We start from the raw sequence: 19204 nt of genomic DNA on the forward strand, positions 1-19204 counted from the left end.
ATCGTATGAGAAGGTTCCCTGTGTATGCACCTAAATTGATTGTTAAGCATGCGAGGATTTTTTTGAGTGGTGTTATCTGGGTAAAAGACTTAGGGTTACTTGAGTTTGATAAGGGCCGCTTTTTACAGACGAAAAAAAGCCTGCCAAAAGTTAAGCAGGCTATCAGCGAACTAAATGCCTTGATTGAAACACAATCAAAGCAGTATCAATCCATTTAGATTTCGTTATTCAATAAACCAACAAGGCCGTTGACCTTATCACTCCAAGAGTTTAGGTCCTGCTGCAATTGTTGGTTTTTTTGTGTCAATTCTTGCTGCTGTAATACTAATGCTTCATTCTTTTGCTTCTCTTCATCAAGCTCCATTTTTAGTAGCTCAATATTTTCGAGAGTTGCCTGGATTTTGTTTTCCAGTTGGGACAATAATTCAAGGCTCATGGGGAGTCCTATACGTTTCTGGATGGAATCCCGATTCTAGCAGTGACAAGGCCTATAGGAATAGCCTTTAAAACTAAGTGGCTAAAATATATTCAATAAATCGTACTATATTGTACTTTATCTGAGATCGCGCTATTTTCATCTGCCCTCTATGGTAATAAAAGACTTAGTTATGATAATTACTCGACACGATGTCAGTGAGCGAATGAGCAGTATTGTGATCCATAATGATACTGTTTACCTGTGTGGCCAAGTTGCAAATGATAAGTACGCAGACATTAATACTCAAACGGCGAGCATGCTTGAACAGGTTGATCGTTTACTGGCACAAGCTGGTAGCCGACGCGATCATATTTTATCCGCGACTATTTACCTCAAAGACATGACAGATTACGATGCTATGAACCTAGTATGGGATAGTTGGTTGCCAGTGGGCCATGCTCCTGCAAGAGCATGTGTGCAAGCTGCGATTGCGGAGCCGGAATACTTAGTTGAAATATCAGTGATTGCCGCTGTGGTAAACGAGTTATTGCCTTAAGTCAGTGATTAGCCTTAATGGATTCACTTTGATTAATAAGCGCGCGATGAAAATCAGACATGCACTGACAGTTTGTCTGTTGCAATTTGAATAAATATATTGATGCTTGTTACGTTCAATTGACGTATTTTGATTTAGGATATATGGCTGCGACTTGACATTAATCTCTAGCCTCCATAGTCTGCAAGCTCAGTTTTTAAGGTGGTATGCAATGGACATAAAATATAATTTAAAATCAGCGTCAGAGCGCCGCACAGAACCCTTTAAACCAGAAGGTGATGTTGGTTTTGGTCGACTTCGTACTGATCACATGTTTTTAATGGATTACCGTGATGGTCAATGGTGCGATCCGCGCATAGTGCCTTATGGTCCTTTTGAAATGGCGCCAGGTGCAATGACATTGCATTATGGCCAATCGATTTTTGAAGGTGCAAAAGCATTTATGCATGAAGACGGTGAGATTTATACTTTCCGTTTAAATAAAAATGCTGAGCGTATGAATCGTTCTGCCGATATTGTGTGTATTCCAAATATCGATGAAGCGATGCAAGTAAAGGCGATTAATGCCCTTATTGATGTTGATCGTTTGTGGTTCCCGCAGCAAGATGGTGCCTGTTTATACATTCGACCTTTCATTTTTGCCACTGAAGATCGCTTGTCTGTTAGCCCAAGCCAGCAATACACTTTTTGCGTCATGTTAAGCCCATCTGGTGCTTATTATGCTTCTGGGGTTAATAATGGTATTCGCTTATTAATTACGACTAAGTTTCACCGTGCTGTTTCTGGTGGTACGGGAGCGTCAAAGGCTTCGGGTAACTATGCCGCTTCTTTACGTGCAGGAAAAGCGGCAGCTGAATATGGTGCTGCGCAAGTGCTGTATCTAGATTCAACCAACACTCAAATTGAAGAAGTTGGCGCAATGAATCATTTTCATATTTTAAAAGACGGTACGGTGATTATTCCGACATTTACCGATACGATTTTAAAGTCAATCACCTCGCAATCAATTCTTGAGTTGGGCGATTTACTTGGATGTGAAGTGAGGCAAGAAACTGTAATGTTAGATAAGTTTGTTGCTGATATTGAGTCTGGCGAAATTATTGAAGCGGGCGGTTTTGGTACCGCTGCAGTAGTATCACCTGTTAGTTCATATATTTTTGAGGATGGACGCATTATCACAGTCGGTGATGGTAATGTTGGGCCTAATATCAAACGTATCTATAAAGTATTTACTGAGTTACAAAAAGGCCATATTCCTGCACCAGCAGGCTGGGTAAAGCGTATTGAGCGCGTTGCTCCATAGTTTAGCTTATTATGTTTATAATAATAAAAGCTCCCTTGGGAGCTTTTATTTTATCTTAAAAATGACGAGTGTCAGTTTTGTCGTATGTTAATAAAGTCATGCAGTCATCGGCACTTAAGGGTTTACTGAGTAAGAAGCCTTGAACTTGATCACAACCGCCTTCACGTAAGAAATTTAATTGTGCTTGGGTTTCTACACCTTCAGCAACAACGTTAAGATCTAAACTGTGGGCTAAAGTAATAATCGCGCTAGTGATGGCGGCATCATCAGGGTCTTCAGTGATATCACGCACAAATTCTTTATCAATTTTTAAGGTATCAATAGGGAAGCGCTTTAAATAGCTTAAGCTAGAGTAACCAGTACCGAAATCATCAACAGCAATAGTTAACCCTAGTGCCTTTAATTGCGCCAATATCGCTACAGAATCTTGAGGATTGCCCATGATCATTGATTCTGTTAATTCGAGCTCTAGGGCGCTTGCTGGTAATCCAGAGACGGCTAATGCGACCTCTATGATAGAAATTATATCGGCTTTTAACTGTCTAGCCGAAAGGTTTACCGCGACAGATATATGCTCAAAACCAAGCGCATGCCATTGTGCCAATTGACTACAGGCTTGGTTAATCGCCCAGTGACCAATCTGGTTAATGATGCCCGTTTCTTCTGCCAGCGGGATAAACTCAACTGGCGAAATAAGCCCTAGCTCTGGACTCTCCCAACGCATTAAGGCTTCAACGCCGATAATCTTTTCAGTTTTAACATCATATTTAGGTTGATAAACCAAATATAATTCGTTGTCTTGAATCGCTTTTTTTAGCCCTGCTTCTAATTGAACATAGCGGGTTGCATATTGGTTTAACTGTTCAGTATAGAATTGGAAATTGTTTCGCCCCAATGATTTAGCATGATACATGGCTGTATCGGCGTACTTAATCAACGATGTAGTATCTTTAGCATCTTCAGGATACAAACTGATACCAATTGACGGTGAGATCGTCAGTACTTTATCGTCTAGTAAGAATGGGGTTTGAAATGCATGTAACACTTTTTCCGCAATAATAGTGGCCGCTTTAGTTTTAGCCACGCCTTCTAAAATAATGGTAAATTCATCTCCGCCCAAACGAGCAACCGTGTCGCCATCTCGTACAGCATTTTGTAGACGATGGGCGACGGCTTTAAGCAGCAAATCACCAATATGGTGGCCCATTGAGTCGTTAATATGTTTAAATCGATCGAGATCTAAAAATAATAATGCCACGATACTATTGGCGCGATGGGCTTTGGTTACTGCTTGATTTAGTCGGTCTTGAAACAGAGTGCGGTTAGGCAGTCCGGTCAGTGGATCAAAGTTAGCCAATACACGTAAATCTTCTTCAGCTTTTTTACGTGCGGTAATATCAGTAAATACTGCAACAAAGTGACTGGTTTCACCTTTATTATCTATGACTTGGTTGATCTCTAACCATGCAAGAATACCGCGTCGATCGCGAGTTCGAATATGAATTTCACCAGCCCAATGTTTGTGTCTTAGTAGCTGGGTTTCAACAGCATTATAAAATTCTCGAGACTGCTTACCCATGGTCAAAAATAAGAAGTGCTTGCCAACAACATCACGGTGTTTAAAGCCAGTTATACGGCTAAACGCAGGGTTGATTGAACGGATTTGGTAATCCAACTCGCCGACGACAACGGCTTCGTTCATACTGAATAATACTTGTGATGACAGTTTAAGTTCATTTTCGGTAATTTTACGACTCGTAATATCTTTATGTGTTCCCGCCATCCGTATGGGAATATTATTGTGATCACGTTCAACGATTTGGCCCCGGTCTAGTACCCAAGCCCATTCTCCGGGTTTGGTTTCAACACGGTACTCAGCTTCAAAAAACTCACTGTCGCCATTGAGATGTTCGTTAAGCAGTTGTTGAACTCGAGGCTTATCTTCTGGATCAATATTTTTAATCAATAGTTGATCTGTTAATGATAAATTCATCGGCTCAATCATATTAGTGCGATAAACTTTATCGTCCTTAATATTCCAATCCCACATACCGTCGCCAGAAGCCCAAAGCGCTAATTTGAGACGCTCTTCAGATGCGCGGATACTGCTGTCAAACTCGCGTTGTTTAGCTCGTTTTTTCTTTCTAGTCGAAAAAATCCAAATAATAATAAATAACCCGAATGTGGCATAAAGTGCATAGGCCATCTTGGTCATGTAAATAGGCGGGATGACGGATACATTTACATTTAGTGTATATTGACTGTATCTATTGGTTCCCAGAGCATGGCGAACCATTAAGGTGTACTCACCCGGCGGCAAGTTCGTATAAGTGATGTCATTGCCGTTAGATAACTCATGCCAATCACTATCATAGCCGTCTAAAAAGTAACTAAAACGGTTTAATCCAGGGTAATTAAAATTGAGTGAGCCGATTTCAAAACTGATCAGTTGTTGTTCATAAGGCATGACAATGTGAGGTGCATGGCTTAAGTCGAGAATAGGATGCTGGTTTTCACCTACGGTGTATTTCGTTAGCGCCAGTTTATTCTCCGCTCTCTGAGTGGGAATCGTGCTGGGGTTAAACTGATTAAGCCCTCTAATACCGCCAAACCATAAGGCGCCATTCGCCTCTTTAAATTTGGCAGTACCATTAAACTCGTTAGCTTGTAGACCTTCGAATTTATTATAGGAAATAAAGCTCTGAGTACTTGGAGTAAATCGTGAAATTCCTGAGTTAGTGCTGAGCCACAAATCGTGAGCGTCATCTTCTAAAATGGCATAAACCGTATTGCTACTGTTATCCGCGTTAACGTCCATCCGTTCAAATTTAAATGTACCGTATTCAATCGTTAGCTTGTCTATACCACCATGGGTTGCTATCCAAAAATCACCGTTATCGGCCAGTAAAAAGTCTCTAACACGGTTATCACTAATGCTGTAAGGATTTTCTGGGTCGTGGTTTAACAACACTAATTGTTGCGCTTCAGCAGAGAGCCTAACGATACCGCCCATGGTGCCTAGCCATAAATAACCTTGGCTAAAATAGAGCTTAATAATCTGGTATTTATAGGGTGAAAAGTCATCTTGAAAGCCAAAGTTATAAGCCATCATAGTGTGACTATATTCAGAGATGAAATACAACCCCTGTGAACTTGCTATCCATAAACGGCCTTTGTCATCAATGGTTAAACTGCGAAACTTGGTATCGGTACTAAATTGCTCATTTGCAGGTTTTACTTGTTTGAGGGTGTTGTTGTTATCGAGAGTAAACAGTCCTATATTGGTGGCAAACCACAGTAAACCTTGGTTATCTTGCACTATGTCGTGTACTACAAACGATAACTCTTCTGCTGGTATTGCTAATGTTTTAGCAAATAATTCATTAATATAGTGATATTGATGGTCATTAGGAGCTAAATATTTAAGCCCTGCACCATCAGTACCAACCCACAGGCGTTGCTGCTTATCGCGAAAAATAGCCCGGATCATGTTTGCCATGCCTGGGGTATCAGTTTGGTAATCGTAGAGATGGCTAAAGTATTGATTGGTAAGAGAGAGTTTATCAATTCCTGAATAACCTGTGCCAATCCATAAGGTGCCATTTGGATCAAGCATTAGGTTTTGCAGATTATTAGCACTGATGGTATTGAGGGTTTGCGGATTATACTTGTAATGCCTGCTATGCCATTGTTCATCAAAAAAATCCAGCTGAAAAAGGCCATTGTTATTGCCGATAGCAAAAATCTGATTGGCATTAATCACCACAAAGTCTGCAATATTACGGTTGTATCCGTAACTATTTTCATTTGTCCAAATGAGTTCTTTTTCATGGGTATCAAGATTGTAGCGCCAAATTTGATTATTAATCGCTAACCAAACTGAATAGATTGAGCTCGATTTAATTTGATTTACTGTCATATTGACCGGAATATCAAGTCGAATGATAGTGTTACTGTCGATGGCAAATATGCCATGCGCTTGAGTACCGACAACAATGTACTTATTGTCGATGTTAGCGATACTGGTAATTTCAGGTGCAATGTTATTGCCTAGGCTAACGGAGGTTATTTTTTCTGTTTTTAGCGAGAGAATGTAAAGACCTGAACGTGTGCCGATCCAAAGGGTATCACCGATAACATCAAGTTTGGTCACCTGAAGATCTAGCAAGCCTTGAGCTTTTTTAAACTGAGTAAATTTGCCTGTGGTTAAATTTAACCTATTGAGACCATTATTGAGAGTACCGACCCATAAATCGCCGTCAGGTGACTGCAAAATATCAGTGATAAAATTGCCTGAAATAGAGTTAGTGCTTTTTTGTTGTTTCAAATACAAGCTAAAGTCTACACCATTATAACTGTGCAGACCGTCTTGAGTACCTATCCATAGCATTCCCGCACTGTCCATGAAAAGGCGAGTAATAGAGTTTTGATTTAGGCCATCCTTGGTATCAAAGTGCTCAAATTTTACTTCAGTTAGGCTGTCATAAGGAGCATTTTTTTGCGCTGCAACAGACACTGAGAAACTCAATGTAATGACCAAAATTAGCCAGTGTGTTGCAAGCGTTAAGGCACGAAAATTCAAATTTCACCTATAAACATTTCATTGGAAGGCTGCGAAAATTTTTAATTATGTTAACAATGATATGCTAATTTAAGCTTTGCAGATTCAGTTGTTAACTAATTTTATCAATTGAGTTATCTGAAAACTATTTTATTTCTAAAACTGACAGTTTTACATGCTCAACGCAACAGAAAATCGTCATTTGTCGACTTTCTGACAATTAAACCTATCCAATACCCTTATTACTGTTGGTAAACTTTTATTATGTCATCAATTTGCTGGTCTTTATCTAACCAGAGCTGATTTAACCAGCGCTGAAATTCGACACGGTTTTCAGGGCTTGAAAAGTAAATTTCTGAATCCACTTTAGGCACGGGTAGCGTTTCAACACGCATAACCACTTTTTTAGTGCGCCCATGCATGACATTGGCTAATACTTTTTCTGACGTTTCTGGATACACTAAAGTGATATTGAGCAGTCCGGTAAATTGTTCGCCCATTGCTGAAAGTGTAAAAGCGATACCGCTTGCTTTAGGGCGTAACAAATGGCGATAAGGTGAGTTTTGACGCAGGCGTTTTTCTTCGGTAAACCGACTCCCTTCGACATAATTAATAATGGATGTCGGCATGTGCTTAAATCGTTCACAAGCTTTGCGGGTTGTTTGCAGATCTTTGCCTTTTAATTTGGGATTTTTTTTCAGTTTGGCAGCACTGGTGCGATCCATAAATGGCATATCGAGTGCCCAGCAACCTAGACCCATAATGGGCACATAGATGAGTTCTTTTTTTAAAAAGAATTTCAACATTGGAATGTGGTTACGCAATAAGTATGTTTGGGCTGCTATATCGAAACCACTAACATGATTACTGATCAATAAATACCAGCCATTAGGGTCAAGTTTATCTAAACCTTCGACGTCCCATTCTATATTTGAGATTAAATATAAAATACCACCATTGCATGTTGCCCACGCCCACATGAATCGGTTCATTATTCGCGTTAATAGACGACGAACGGGCAAGAAAGGCAGTAATAATTTTACCACCCCACCAATGGTCAATAAGGTGCTCCATATTGCGGTATTGATGATCAATAGTGACAGACTAATAATAAACAGTATCGGACCTGGTAGAAAAGACAGCATTCCTTGTTATACCTCTTGCTTTGCTTGCGAAGAAAATTCCTGTAACTGTAAATCTTTTTTAAGCCAAAGCTGATTGAGCTGCTCTTGAAATTCAATTTTAAACTCACGATCTTTTAGGTAATCACCTCGCATCTTCTGAGGAATATCAGTGATTTTGATGTCGACTCTTACCTCAGACAACCCGCCACTGATATATTGCCAATATGTGGGTACCGTATCAGGGTAATATATAGTGACATTAACCAGCTTGTTAATGTGTTCACCCATGGCTGAGAGAGCAAACGCCATACCACCAGCTTTAGGTTTTAAAAGATGTTGAAAAGGTGATGCTTGTTTATCGTGTTTAGCTGCAGTAAAACGCGTACCTTCAACAAAGTTCATTATACTCACAGGCTTAGTTTTAAATTTTTCACATGCTTTACGTGTGATTTCAATGTCTTTCCCTTTCAATTTAGGGTTTTTGCGCAATTGTGATGTGCTATAACGGCGCATAAAAGGAAAGTCTAATGCCCACCAAGCCAAGCCTAGTACGGGCACAAAAATCAGTTCTTGTTTCAGGAAAAACTTTAAAAAGGGGATCTTGCGATTAAATACTCGTTGTAAAATGAGGATGTCGACCCAGGATTGATGGTTAGCAATAACCATATACCACTCTTGTTCCGAAAATGATTGATCACCTGTAACGCGAATACGCATCGGATGAAAAATAGCTTCGATGACGGTATTGACGCTAATCCAAGCAGTGGCGCAATTATCAAGAATATAGCTGCAGATTTTTTGGCAAATACCAATAGGGATCAATTTTACAAAACTAAATGCTAAGATCGGGATGGTCCAAAAAATGGTATTAATGACATAACATAAGAATGCGATTGAACCTTTGATTTTCGAAAGCAGCGACATTTGTATCTCCTATTAAACGGAGTGCTATGTTACTCGTAGTCGCTGTTTTGCTCAATCAATACGATAGGTTAAATTACGCTTATTGCTGATTCAATTTTGCCAGCAATCGGTCCATTGCCCTATAGCCAAGGGCTTGAGCAATATGACTGCGTTCGGTGGTTGGTGATTGCTGTAAGTCGGCAATGGTGCGAGATACCCGTTGAATACGATGAAAACTGCGAACCGACAACCCTAAACTCACCACACTTTGCTCCAAAAAAGCCAAATCTGCTTGAGTTATTCCGCCGTCTTGTTTGAGTTGTTTTGGGCTTAATTCACTATTTAATACCCCAGATCGGTTGAGTTGTCGATCGCGTGCTTGTTTAACCCGTTTAGCGATTTCAACGCTGGACTCACTGGGTTGATGTTGTTGGGTTAAGGTGCCAGCTGGCAGTTTGGGTACATCAACGGTTAAATCGAAACGATCTAAAAAAGGTCCTGATAGACGTGATAAGTAACGTTGAATTTGATCAGGGGTAGAACGAGTACGTTCCGTATCGCCACAGGGGCTGGGGTTCATTGCCGCGATGAGTTGAAATCGACTCAAAAAAGTCAGTTTAGCGGCTGCGCGTGATATCTCAACTTGACCAGTTTCTAGTGGCTCTCGCAGGCAATCTAATACTTTTCGAGGGAACTCAGCTATTTCGTCAAGAAATAATATACCACGGTGAGCCAACGATATTTCCCCAGGTTTTGGATGACTGCCACCACCAATAAGCGCAATCGATGATGACGTATGATGCGGCGAGCGAAAAGGGCGGTTAAGGAAACTTTGTGGTTTAATATGTAATCCGGCGACAGAGTGAATGGCTGCCACTTCAATGGCCTCATCGTAGGTGAGTTTGGGTAATAGTGGGATAATTCGATTAGCTAACATGCTTTTTCCTGTGCCAGGGGGGCCTATGAATAGCATGTTATGTCCCCCGGCAGCTGCGATTTCTAATCCTTGTTTGGCTTGATATTGACCAATGACATCGCTCATGCAAAGTGATGATTGCAGTTGCGGCTCTTCTTCAATCCACTCGGGGAGAGTATCGAGTAAAGGTAATTGTGCTTGGCCGTGTAGAAATGCCGCTAAGTTTTGTAAGTGGGCGACAAAATAACTGTGATGATAGCCAACGAGCTCTGCCTCATGGCGATTTTCGATAGGCATAAAGAAATGATGCTGATCGTTACGGGCGGCAATAATAGCAGGTAACAAGCCACTGCAAGGGCGAATTTGACCGGAAAGAGCCAGTTCACCGACAAATTCACATTGATGTAATGCTTTGGCTGGGACTTGATTTGATGCTGCGAGAATTCCAACGGCAATAGGCAAATCATAGCGACCGCCTTGCTTAGGTAAATCTGCTGGCGCTAGGTTGACAGTGATCCGTCGTTGCGGGAACTCAAATCCTGCATTAATTAACGCGCTTCTGACCCGCTCTTTAGCTTCTTTAACTGACGTTTCTGGCAATCCCACCAGATTAAATGCTGGTAAACCATTACTTAAATGGACTTCAACTGTGACTCTCGGCGCTTCTACACCGCAACTCGCTCGGGTAAATACACAGGCAATCGCCATTAACAATTCCTTTTGTTTGAATAATATACAAATCAACACGTGATTATAGTCTAGCAGCGATGTGTTTTTTTGCGTGATAAAGCCCAAATAACTCAGATATAATTATGCTGGCACGCTAGTTTAAATCACTGATGTTGAGTAGAATACCGCGGCTTTATAGTACGAGAGGCTTGTTAATCAATAGGCCTTTTGCTGTGAAACGCTATAATCATATTCCATCTGTCGTTATTTCTATTTGTATTGAATCATTAGCTTTATTGATTTTTTATTTAAATCAATCGCTTGGTTTTACATTTACCCATTTTGTAACAATGATATGTCCATACATTCCTGATATTTTGGCTAGTATTCAGGTAAAGGTAAACTATGAGCCTCTCTGATAATTTAGTCATCATCTTGTGCCTCATCGGCATTAGTTGTTTTTTTTCTATGTCCGAAATTGCCCTTGCGGCGTCGCGTAAAATTCGTCTGCAATTAATGGCTGATGAGGGCGACTTACGTGCAGCCAAAGTGCTGAAACTTCAAGCTCATCCCGGTAGTTTTTTTACCGTTGTCCAAATCGGCCTCAATGCGGTGGCGATCATGGGCGGTATCGTTGGAGAGTCTGCTTTTAGACCTCATTTTGAACAACTATTGTTACCTTTATTAGGCAACGAATGGGGTTTACAACTGAGTTTTGTGTGTTCATTTATCACAGTTACATCCTTATTCATTCTATTTGCTGATTTAATGCCGAAGCGGATTGCCATGGTGATCCCTGAGCAAGTCGCGGTCACTTTTGTGATGCCGATTATTTTGTGTATTAAAGTGTTAAAACCTTTCGTGTGGATTTTTAATGGCCTGGCCAATGCGATTTTTAAATTGTTGCAAGTGCCTACAGCGCGAAATGATCAAGTTACTCACGATGATATTTACGCCATGATGACCGCAGGTACTGAAGCTGGTGTAATGGATAAAGGTGAGCAGCAAATGATGGAGAACGTGTTTGAAATGCAGTCGGTATCGGTGACCTCTGCAATGACGGCGCGTGAAAGTTTAGTGTATTTCTTACTGCAAGATAGTGAAGAAGTCATCAAACAAAAAATTGCTAAGAATCCACATAATAAGTTTATTGTTTGTGACGGCCAACTGGACATGATCAAAGGTTTTGTTGATGCTAAAGAGTTGCTCATTAGGGTGATTAACGGCGAGAACATCACCTTAAAAGGCAGTACCCTAGTGCATAATTGTCTGATCATTCCTGATACGTTGACTTTGTCTGAGTCGATGGAATATTTTAAGAATAATCGTTCTGACTTTGCGGTGGTCATGAACGAGTATGCTTTAGTCGTCGGCATTGTGACCACTAATGACTTACAAAGCGCCGTGATGGGGGCGTGGTCATTACACGAAAGTGAGGAGCAAATTGTTGCTCGTGATGGCAATTCTTGGTTAGTCGATGGTGTGACGCCTATCACTGATGTGATGCGCGCTTTTAATATTGAAGCCTTTCCGCATAATCAAAATTACGAAACCATTGCTGGTTTTATGATGTATATGTTGCGCAAAATCCCTAAACGGACTGATTTTGTCAATTACGCGGGTTACAAGTTTGAGGTAGTCGATATTGATTCATATAAAGTGGACCAATTACTGGTTACTCGTTTAGATATTGAGATGCCACCACTACCTTAAGTGTCGTCTATCCGCTTAAGTCTAAGTCGCCTCGGTACGATTAAATGATGTCTAAGAACGCACTAATGATTGGATCATTGGTGCGTTTTTCTTTGCAGCAACAGCCTAATTCAAAAGGAGGAATCGGCACCGGTGACAATAAGGTTTGGATACGCTCTCGCACCGGACTATTGTGGATCACCGCTTCTGGACTAATACCAACACCACAACCGAGTGCGACCATAGAGACAATTGCTTCCTGACCGGATACTTGAGCATAAATATTGGGTTTAATCCCCATCTGCTTAAACCATAAATCGATTCTTTTTCTGCCGGGACCATGGTCCGGTACGATATAAGGTAATTTAGCCCAGTCAATTTTTGCTTGATTGACCCATTGCTGAACTTGGCATTGTATTGTGGGTGCAATGACAGAAATCGGTACTTTATCAATCGGGGTAAAATGCAAACTGCTGGGGAGCACCTCTGGCAATGCAATAATGGCAATATCAGCACGATTCTTTTGAATTTGGCCGACTGCATTTGCCGGATCTCCGGTGTTGAGATTGATGTCTACATGGGGATGTTCACGTCTAAAGCGATCTAACAGTGCCGGTAAATGGCTGTAAGCAGCGGTCACCGAACAATACAGATTAAGATTACCGCGTAACACCTGCTGATTGGGATCAATCCGACTGCGTAGTTGGGTCCATTGCGCTAAAGTTTGCTCCGCAAAACCTTTAAATTCAATGCCTGCATGGGTAATAGTGACACTGCGATTGTCACGCTCGAACAATTTACTGCCTACTTCTTCTTCTAAACGCTGTAAAGCACGGCTTAACGTCGAGGGACTGACATGAGATTGCTCTGCAGTTTTGGCAAAATGCAGGCTATCGCACAAGTGTAAATACAATTTAAGTGAGCGAATATCCATAACAGTACCTTAAAGCACAAATTCAGTTGAGTATGAGGTTAATCAGTCCATGTTGCATTAATTGCAACGTGACGTCCCGAATATATCATTTTAAGCAATCATATGCATGCGCTATAGTGATTTCAATCACAACGCTTAAGGTCGCTGACTTATAAGATGTTGAGTCCCAAATTATTAAATTTTAAAGGTGGTATCAGATGGCTAACTATTTTAACTCTCTGAATTTACGTCAACAATTAGCTCAACTAGCACAATGCCGCTTTATGGACCGTACTGAATTCAGTGATGGTTGCCAATATATTAAAGATTGGAATATCGTTATTTTAGGTTGTGGCGCACAAGGCCTTAACCAAGGTTTAAACATGCGAGACTCAGGGCTGAACATTTCTTTTGCCTTGCGTCCGCAAGCGATCGCTGAAAAGCGTGCCTCATGGCAAAAAGCGACCGATAATGGTTTTAAAGTCGGCACCTTTGAAGAGCTTATTCCTGCAGCTGATTTAGTGTTAAACCTAACACCAGACAAGCAACATACCAATGTTGTTAATGCGGTTATGCCATTAATGAAACAAGGTTCTACGCTATCTTATTCACATGGTTTCAATATTGTTGAAGAAGGCATGCAAGTTCGTCCAGACATTACTGTTGTTATGGTTGCACCTAAGTGTCCTGCGACAGAAGTTCGTGAAGAATATAAGCGTGGTTTTGGCGTGCCGACCTTGATTGCTGTACATCCAGAAAATGATCCTAATGGTGACGGTGTAGCCATTGCTAAGGCTTATGCTAGTGCAACAGGTGGCGACCGTGCCGGTGTTTTAATGTCCTCGTTTGTGGCTGAAGTTAAGTCAGACTTAATGGGCGAGCAGACCATTTTATGTGGCATGTTGCAAACGGGTGCCATTTTAGGCTACGAGAAAATGGTCGCTGACGGTGTTGAACCTGGTTATGCCGGCAAGTTAATTCAACAAGGTTGGGAAACGGTTACCGAAGCACTTAAGCACGGCGGCATTACCAACATGATGGACCGCTTATCTAACCCAGCAAAAATCAAAGCATTTGATATGGCTGAAGAGTTAAAAGTTATCCTTAAGCCATTATTCGAAAAACACATGGATGACATTATTAGCGGTGAGTTTTCTCGCACTATGATGGCAGACTGGGCAAATGATGACGCTAACTTGCTGCGTTGGAGAGCGGAAACTAACGAAACCGCATTTGAAAATGCGCCAGTGTCATCTGAACATATTGATGAGCAAACCTACTTCGATAAAGGTATTTTCTTAGTGGCGATGATCAAAGCCGGTGTTGAGCTGGCATTTGATACCATGGTTGCCGCAGGTATTGTTGAAGAGTCTGCTTACTATGAGTCGTTACATGAAACCCCTTTGATTGCGAACACTATTGCACGCAAGCGTTTATACGAAATGAACGTAGTGATTTCGGATACGGCAGAATACGGTTGTTACTTGTTCAACCATGCTGCCGTGCCAATGTTACGTGATTATGTGAATGCCATGCCAGCGGCATATTTAGGTGCAGGGCTGGATGTTTCATCAAATGGTGTTGATAACAAACGTTTGATTGAAGTGAATGAGCAAATTCGCCATACCGATGTTGAATTCATTGGCGCAGAATTACGCGGTTACATGACCGACATGAAAGGCATTGTGGAAGCGAACTAAGCACTAATTACCAAGTGTTTAATTGAACTGATGTTGTACCTGTTCAGAGTTTTGGCTGGAAATACAGCTCCGTTGTCGGACAGGCATCAATCGAAACGCCTTCATCCTCCTGATTGAGGCGTGGGGAAAACAAATAGTTAGAGTGAGTTCGACTTGATTATGTCGTTGAACTCATAGGTTAAGTTTTTGTTGTTGTTTGCATTGTCTCGGCAGGGAAGCTGAATTTTTTTTATAAAGACAATTTATTAGTTGTGCTAAGTAAATCTTTTATGGTACTTGTTAGTAATACCGTAACGTTATTTGAACATAACTAAACAAATTATTTACTAGAAACTTAGGATACAGTCTAAAACATGTTAAACCATGCAGCCATGCTCATTCTCGTAATTATTACCGTAGTGATTATTAAGTCACAGCGGGGGTGGCGTTTGGCAACTAGACTGACCTAAGAGTCAAACAGATTGCAAAAACCCCCGCTCCGAAAGGACCGGGGGTTTTTTAGTTTTAGGCTTAAAGAAAAACAACCACACAGTAGAGCAGCAGAACCATTGACGAAGTAGAGAGCAACATATGGAAGCAGGACAGAAAATGCGCGGCGCGGATGCAGTAATCAAAGTACTAGCAGCACATGGTGTGACAACCGTATTTGGTTATCCTGGTGGAGCGATTATGCCAATCTACGATGCCCTTTATGGCGGTCCGGTAGAACACTTGCTTAGTCGTCACGAACAAGGTGCTGCGTTTGCTGCTGTAGGGTATGCCCGCGCCAGTGGTAAAACCGGAGTGTGCTTTGCCACCTCAGGTCCAGGGGCCACGAATCTCATCACTTCACTTGCCGATGCTTTACTTGACTCAGTGCCATTAGTTGCCATAACCGGTCAAGTGTCTACTAGTGTTATTGGAACTGACGCATTTCAAGAAATCGATGTATTAGGTATGTCGTTGTCATGTACCAAACATAGCTTTATGGTCACCGACATCAACGAGTTAATCCCGACTTTATATCGGGCATTCGAAATCGCTGCAGAAGGACGTCCTGGTCCTGTATTAGTTGATATCCCAAAAGACATCCAACTTGCGGCATTAGAATACAGAACACCGCTTCAAAGCGTTGCTGATGAGTTACAACCTCAGATAAGCGATTTAGATGCAGCTGCAGAGTTAATTAAGCAGGCTAAAAAACCTATGTTATACGTTGGCGGTGGTGTGGGGATGGCGGGTGCTGTTGCGCATTTACGTCAGTTCATCGACACCACGGGTATCCCATCCGTAGCGACGTTAAAAGGCTTGGGCAGTATTGCACATGGGACTAAAGGTTATTTAGGCATGTTGGGTATGCATGGTGGTAAAGGTGCCAACCTTGCAGTGCAAGAATGCGATTTATTGATGGTTGTCGGTGCACGTTTTGATGACAGGGTTACTGGCCGCCTTGCCAGTTTCGCCAGTAATGCCAAAGTATTGCATTTAGACATCGATGCCGCCGAAATTGGCAAGTTACGCCAGGCGGATGTCGCCATTGCCGCCGAGTTGAGCATAGTGTTGCCAGCATTAACTGCGGCGGTAGCAGATAAGCTTGATATTGGTCAGTGGCAAGCAGATGTTGAGGAGTTGTCTCGAAAGCATCAATGGGATTATCACCATCCAGGTGATTTAATTTATGCGCCAGCGATGTTACGTCGTTTAGCCAATAAATTACCGGAAGACAGCGTAGTTGCTTGCGATGTCGGCCAGCATCAAATGTGGGTTGCACAGCACATGTGGTTCCGCCGCCCTGAAGATCATTTAACCAGCGCAGGGTTAGGCACTATGGGCTTTGGTTTACCTGCCGCCATTGGTGCCCAAGTCGCACGCCCCGATGCGACTGTGGTTACTGTCTCTGGTGATGGCTCGTTTATGATGAATGTCCAAGAGTTAACCACCATTAAACGCCGTAAATTACCGGTGAAAATCTTACTGATTGATAACCAAAAACTGGGTATGGTTAAGCAATGGCAACAGCTATTTTTTGAAGAACGTTACAGTGAAACAGACTTATCTGATAACCCTAACTTTGTCCTTATGGCGTCGGCATTTGATATCCCTGGCCGAACCATTACGCGTGCGGATCAAGTCGAGCAAGGATTAGATGATATGTTAAACAGTAGCGGTCCTTACATGCTGCATGTATCGATTGATGATATTTTTAACGTATGGCCTTTAGTACCGCCGGGTGCGAGTAATAGTGACATGATGGACCAAATGGAGAAGCAAACATGATGCATGCATTAGAAATAACCGTTCAGCAACGCCCCGAGGTACTTGAACGCGTGCTCCGTGTGACTCGCCATCGAGGATTTAAAGTGACTCAAATGCAGGTGCGCATCAACGATGACACCAGTATGGCGGTCGACTTATGGGTTGAGGCCGAACGCGCCATTGAATTGTTAAGTACCCAGTTAGATAAACTCATTGATGTGATGCATTGTAAAGTTTTGCCAGCAGTGTCACTGGATCAAGCAGCAAACAGTTAAGCTTTTTTATCACTCATTATTAGAACGTTATCCGTGATCAAATCGGTAACGCGCTCCACATTAAACAAGGATATTTGCAATGCCAAAATTACGTTCAGCAACCAGTACCGAAGGCCGCAACATGGCAGGCGCCCGCGCACTATGGCGTGCCACTGGCGTAAAAGAAAATGATTTTGGTAAGCCCATTATTGCCATTGCCAATTCGTTCACCCAGTTTGTACCGGGTCATGTACATTTAAAGAATATGGGCTCATTGGTTGCTGGCGCGATTGAAGAGGCGGGCGGTATTGCCAAAGAGTTCAATACTATTGCCGTCGATGATGGTATCGCCATGGGTCATGGCGGCATGTTGTACAGCTTACCGTCTCGTGAGTTAATTGCAGATAGTGTTGAATATATGGTCAACGCTCATTGTGCAGATGCATTAGTGTGTATTTCTAACTGCGATAAAATTACCCCAGGCATGTTAATGGCCGCGCTGCGATTAAATATCCCTGTGGTATTTGTGTCTGGTGGCCCAATGGAAGCAGGTAAAACCAAGTTATCTGATCAAATTATTAAACTTGATTTAGTCGATGCCATGATTGCCGGTGCAGATTCTAATGTCAGTGATGAAGACAGCAAGCAAATTGAACGCAGTGCTTGCCCTACATGTGGCTCGTGCTCAGGTATGTTTACTGCTAATTCAATGAACTGTTTGACCGAGGCCTTAGGTTTGTCTTTACCGGGTAATGGCTCAATGCTTGCAACTCATGAAGACCGTCGTGAATTATTTTTAGAAGCAGGTCGCCGGGTGATGATGCTGGCTGAACGTTATTACAAGCATGACGATGAAACTGCCTTGCCACGTAATATTGCGTCATTTAAATCATTTGAAAATGCCATGGTACTCGATGTTGCCATGGGAGGTTCATCTAATACTGTGTTGCATTTAGTCGCCGCAGCGCAAGAGGCGGAAATTGACTTTACTATGGCGGATATTGATCGCATATCGCGCTTAGTGCCTCATCTATGTAAGGTTGCACCATCAACGCCTAAATATCATATGGAAGATGTTCACCGTGCTGGTGGGGTAATGGGGATTTTAGGCGAGTTAGATAGAGCAGGTTTAATCCATAACGATGTACCGCATGTGGCCGCAGACAATGGTGGTGATTTAAAATCAGTCTTAGCTAAGTACGACATTAAACAAACTAACGATCCAGATGTAATCCGCTTTTTTAGTGCCGGCCCTGCTGGTATTCCCACCACGAAAGCATTCAGCCAAAATTGTCGTTGGGACAGTGTTGATGATGATCGTGAAAATGGCTGTATTCGTTCGCGTGAGTTTGCCTTTAGCCAAGAAGGGGGCTTAGCCGTATTGTCAGGTAATGTGGCCGTTGATGGTTGTATTGTGAAAACCGCAGGGGTAGACGAGTCTAACTTAACCTTTGTTGGTAGCGCTCGAGTGTATGAAAGCCAAGACGATGCGGTAGCCGGTATTCTCGGTGGCGAAGTCGTTGAAGGTGATGTAGTGGTTATTCGCTACGAAGGCCCTAAAGGTGGTCCGGGTATGCAAGAAATGCTCTATCCAACAACCTACTTAAAATCACGTGGTTTAGGCACTAAATGTGCGTTAATTACCGATGGGCGTTTTTCCGGTGGTACTTCAGGTTTATCGATTGGTCATGTGTCACCAGAAGCGGCGTCAGGTGGCACCATTGCACTTATCGAGAACGGCGATCAAATTGCCATCGACATTCCCAAGCGTAGCATTCAGCTTAATATCAGCGATAAAGAGCTTGCTCAGCGTCGCACTGCGATGGATGCCAAAGGTCCGCTAGGTTGGAAGCCGGTTGCTCGTGAACGTTATGTGTCATTAGCGCTTAAGGCGTATGCATTATTGGCCACCAGTGCTGATAAAGGTGCCGTTCGCGATCGCTCTAAGCTGGAGGGGTAA

14 protein-coding genes are annotated in these 19204 nt (G+C 42.2%); 8 read left to right on the forward strand and 6 right to left on the reverse strand.

What is annotated here, in order from left to right; all coding sequences use genetic code 11:
* Positions 1-5: 5 nt before the first annotated feature.
* Positions 6-218, forward strand: a complete 213-nt coding sequence (locus GW828_RS11465; RefSeq protein ID WP_124017522.1) for a DUF1107 domain-containing protein — start codon at positions 6-8, stop codon at positions 216-218.
* On the opposite strand, the gene GW828_RS11470 is transcribed toward GW828_RS11465, so the two are convergent.
* Entirely contained in the window at positions 215-436 is a 222-nt protein-coding gene (locus tag GW828_RS11470) for a cell division protein ZapB (RefSeq protein ID WP_124017523.1), read from the reverse strand. The two genes, GW828_RS11465 and GW828_RS11470, sit on opposite strands and share 4 nt — an antisense overlap.
* 172 nt (positions 437-608) lie before the next feature.
* Between GW828_RS11470 and GW828_RS11475 the strand changes: the two genes are divergently transcribed.
* Both GW828_RS11475 and GW828_RS11480 read left to right on the forward strand, forming a co-directional pair.
* Entirely contained in the window at positions 609-974 is a 366-nt protein-coding gene (locus GW828_RS11475; RefSeq protein WP_124017524.1) for a RidA family protein, read from the forward strand.
* A gap of 211 nt (positions 975-1185) precedes the next feature.
* Complete coding sequence (locus tag GW828_RS11480; RefSeq protein ID WP_124017525.1) at positions 1186-2277, forward strand: branched-chain amino acid aminotransferase; 1092 nt, start codon at positions 1186-1188, stop codon at positions 2275-2277.
* A gap of 55 nt (positions 2278-2332) precedes the next feature.
* On the opposite strand, the gene GW828_RS11485 is transcribed toward GW828_RS11480, so the two are convergent.
* From GW828_RS11485 to GW828_RS11500, 4 genes are all read right to left on the reverse strand, one after another.
* Positions 2333-6793 (reverse strand): EAL domain-containing protein, encoded by a 4461-nt coding sequence (locus GW828_RS11485; protein WP_420542426.1) that lies wholly within the window; start codon positions 6791-6793, stop codon positions 2333-2335.
* Positions 6794-7080: 287 nt separating this feature from the next.
* Complete coding sequence (locus GW828_RS11490; RefSeq protein WP_124017526.1) at positions 7081-7983, reverse strand: acyltransferase; 903 nt, start codon at positions 7981-7983, stop codon at positions 7081-7083.
* Positions 7984-7989: 6 nt separating this feature from the next.
* Positions 7990-8886, reverse strand: coding sequence for an acyltransferase (locus GW828_RS11495; RefSeq protein WP_182697785.1), 897 nt, complete (start codon positions 8884-8886; stop codon positions 7990-7992).
* 79 nt (positions 8887-8965) lie between these two features.
* On the reverse strand, positions 8966-10489 hold the full coding sequence (locus tag GW828_RS11500; protein ID WP_124017528.1) for a YifB family Mg chelatase-like AAA ATPase: 1524 nt from the start codon (positions 10487-10489) through the stop codon (positions 8966-8968).
* A gap of 366 nt (positions 10490-10855) precedes the next feature.
* Here GW828_RS11500 and paeA point away from each other — a divergent pair, with 366 nt between their 5' ends.
* Positions 10856-12163 (forward strand): polyamine export protein PaeA, encoded by a 1308-nt coding sequence (gene paeA, locus GW828_RS11505; protein ID WP_124017529.1) that lies wholly within the window; start codon positions 10856-10858, stop codon positions 12161-12163.
* 40 nt (positions 12164-12203) lie between these two features.
* Here paeA and ilvY read toward each other — a convergent pair whose 3' ends face one another.
* A complete protein-coding gene (gene ilvY / locus GW828_RS11510) occupies positions 12204-13076 on the reverse strand; it encodes an HTH-type transcriptional activator IlvY (protein ID WP_124017530.1) in 873 nt (290 codons plus the stop codon).
* 197 nt (positions 13077-13273) lie between these two features.
* On the opposite strand from ilvY, the gene ilvC reads away from it, so the two are divergent.
* The 4 genes from ilvC to ilvD all read left to right on the forward strand — a co-directional run bounded on the left by ilvC (position 13274) and on the right by ilvD (position 19204).
* A complete protein-coding gene (ilvC, locus tag GW828_RS11515; protein ID WP_124017531.1) occupies positions 13274-14755 on the forward strand; it encodes a ketol-acid reductoisomerase in 1482 nt (493 codons plus the stop codon).
* Positions 14756-15325: 570 nt separating this feature from the next.
* Positions 15326-17011 carry an acetolactate synthase 2 catalytic subunit gene (gene ilvG / locus GW828_RS11520; protein ID WP_182742595.1) on the forward strand — a complete coding sequence of 562 codons (1686 nt, stop codon included), beginning with the start codon at positions 15326-15328 and terminating at the stop codon, positions 17009-17011.
* Positions 17008-17265: an acetolactate synthase 2 small subunit gene (gene ilvM / locus GW828_RS11525; RefSeq protein WP_123778371.1), complete on the forward strand. Its 258-nt coding sequence runs from the start codon at positions 17008-17010 to the stop codon at positions 17263-17265. Before ilvG ends, ilvM begins: the two co-directional genes overlap by 4 nt.
* A gap of 79 nt (positions 17266-17344) precedes the next feature.
* Positions 17345-19204, forward strand: a complete 1860-nt coding sequence (gene ilvD, locus GW828_RS11530) for a dihydroxy-acid dehydratase (RefSeq protein WP_182742594.1) — start codon at positions 17345-17347, stop codon at positions 19202-19204.

Origin of the sequence: Shewanella vesiculosa, from assembly GCF_009994065.1 — a bacterium.
Taxonomy (GTDB): domain Bacteria; phylum Pseudomonadota; class Gammaproteobacteria; order Enterobacterales; family Shewanellaceae; genus Shewanella; species Shewanella vesiculosa.

Excerpts from the sequence above, each read along its gene's own strand:
- GW828_RS11465 (WP_124017522.1), top strand. The coding sequence starts at position 6 with ATGAGAAGGTTCCCTGTGTATGCACCTAAATTGATTGTTAAGCATGCG.
- GW828_RS11470 (WP_124017523.1), bottom strand. The coding sequence starts at position 436 with ATGAGCCTTGAATTATTGTCCCAACTGGAAAACAAAATCCAGGCAACT.
- GW828_RS11475 (WP_124017524.1), top strand. The coding sequence starts at position 609 with ATGATAATTACTCGACACGATGTCAGTGAGCGAATGAGCAGTATTGTG.
- GW828_RS11480 (WP_124017525.1), top strand. The coding sequence starts at position 1,186 with ATGGACATAAAATATAATTTAAAATCAGCGTCAGAGCGCCGCACAGAA.
- GW828_RS11490 (WP_124017526.1), bottom strand. The coding sequence starts at position 7,983 with ATGCTGTCTTTTCTACCAGGTCCGATACTGTTTATTATTAGTCTGTCA.
- GW828_RS11495 (WP_182697785.1), bottom strand. The coding sequence starts at position 8,886 with ATGTCGCTGCTTTCGAAAATCAAAGGTTCAATCGCATTCTTATGTTAT.
- GW828_RS11500 (WP_124017528.1), bottom strand. The coding sequence starts at position 10,489 with ATGGCGATTGCCTGTGTATTTACCCGAGCGAGTTGCGGTGTAGAAGCG.
- paeA (WP_124017529.1), top strand. The coding sequence starts at position 10,856 with ATGAGCCTCTCTGATAATTTAGTCATCATCTTGTGCCTCATCGGCATT.
- ilvY (WP_124017530.1), bottom strand. The coding sequence starts at position 13,076 with ATGGATATTCGCTCACTTAAATTGTATTTACACTTGTGCGATAGCCTG.
- ilvC (WP_124017531.1), top strand. The coding sequence starts at position 13,274 with ATGGCTAACTATTTTAACTCTCTGAATTTACGTCAACAATTAGCTCAA.
- ilvG (WP_182742595.1), top strand. The coding sequence starts at position 15,326 with ATGGAAGCAGGACAGAAAATGCGCGGCGCGGATGCAGTAATCAAAGTA.
- ilvM (WP_123778371.1), top strand. The coding sequence starts at position 17,008 with ATGATGCATGCATTAGAAATAACCGTTCAGCAACGCCCCGAGGTACTT.
- ilvD (WP_182742594.1), top strand. The coding sequence starts at position 17,345 with ATGCCAAAATTACGTTCAGCAACCAGTACCGAAGGCCGCAACATGGCA.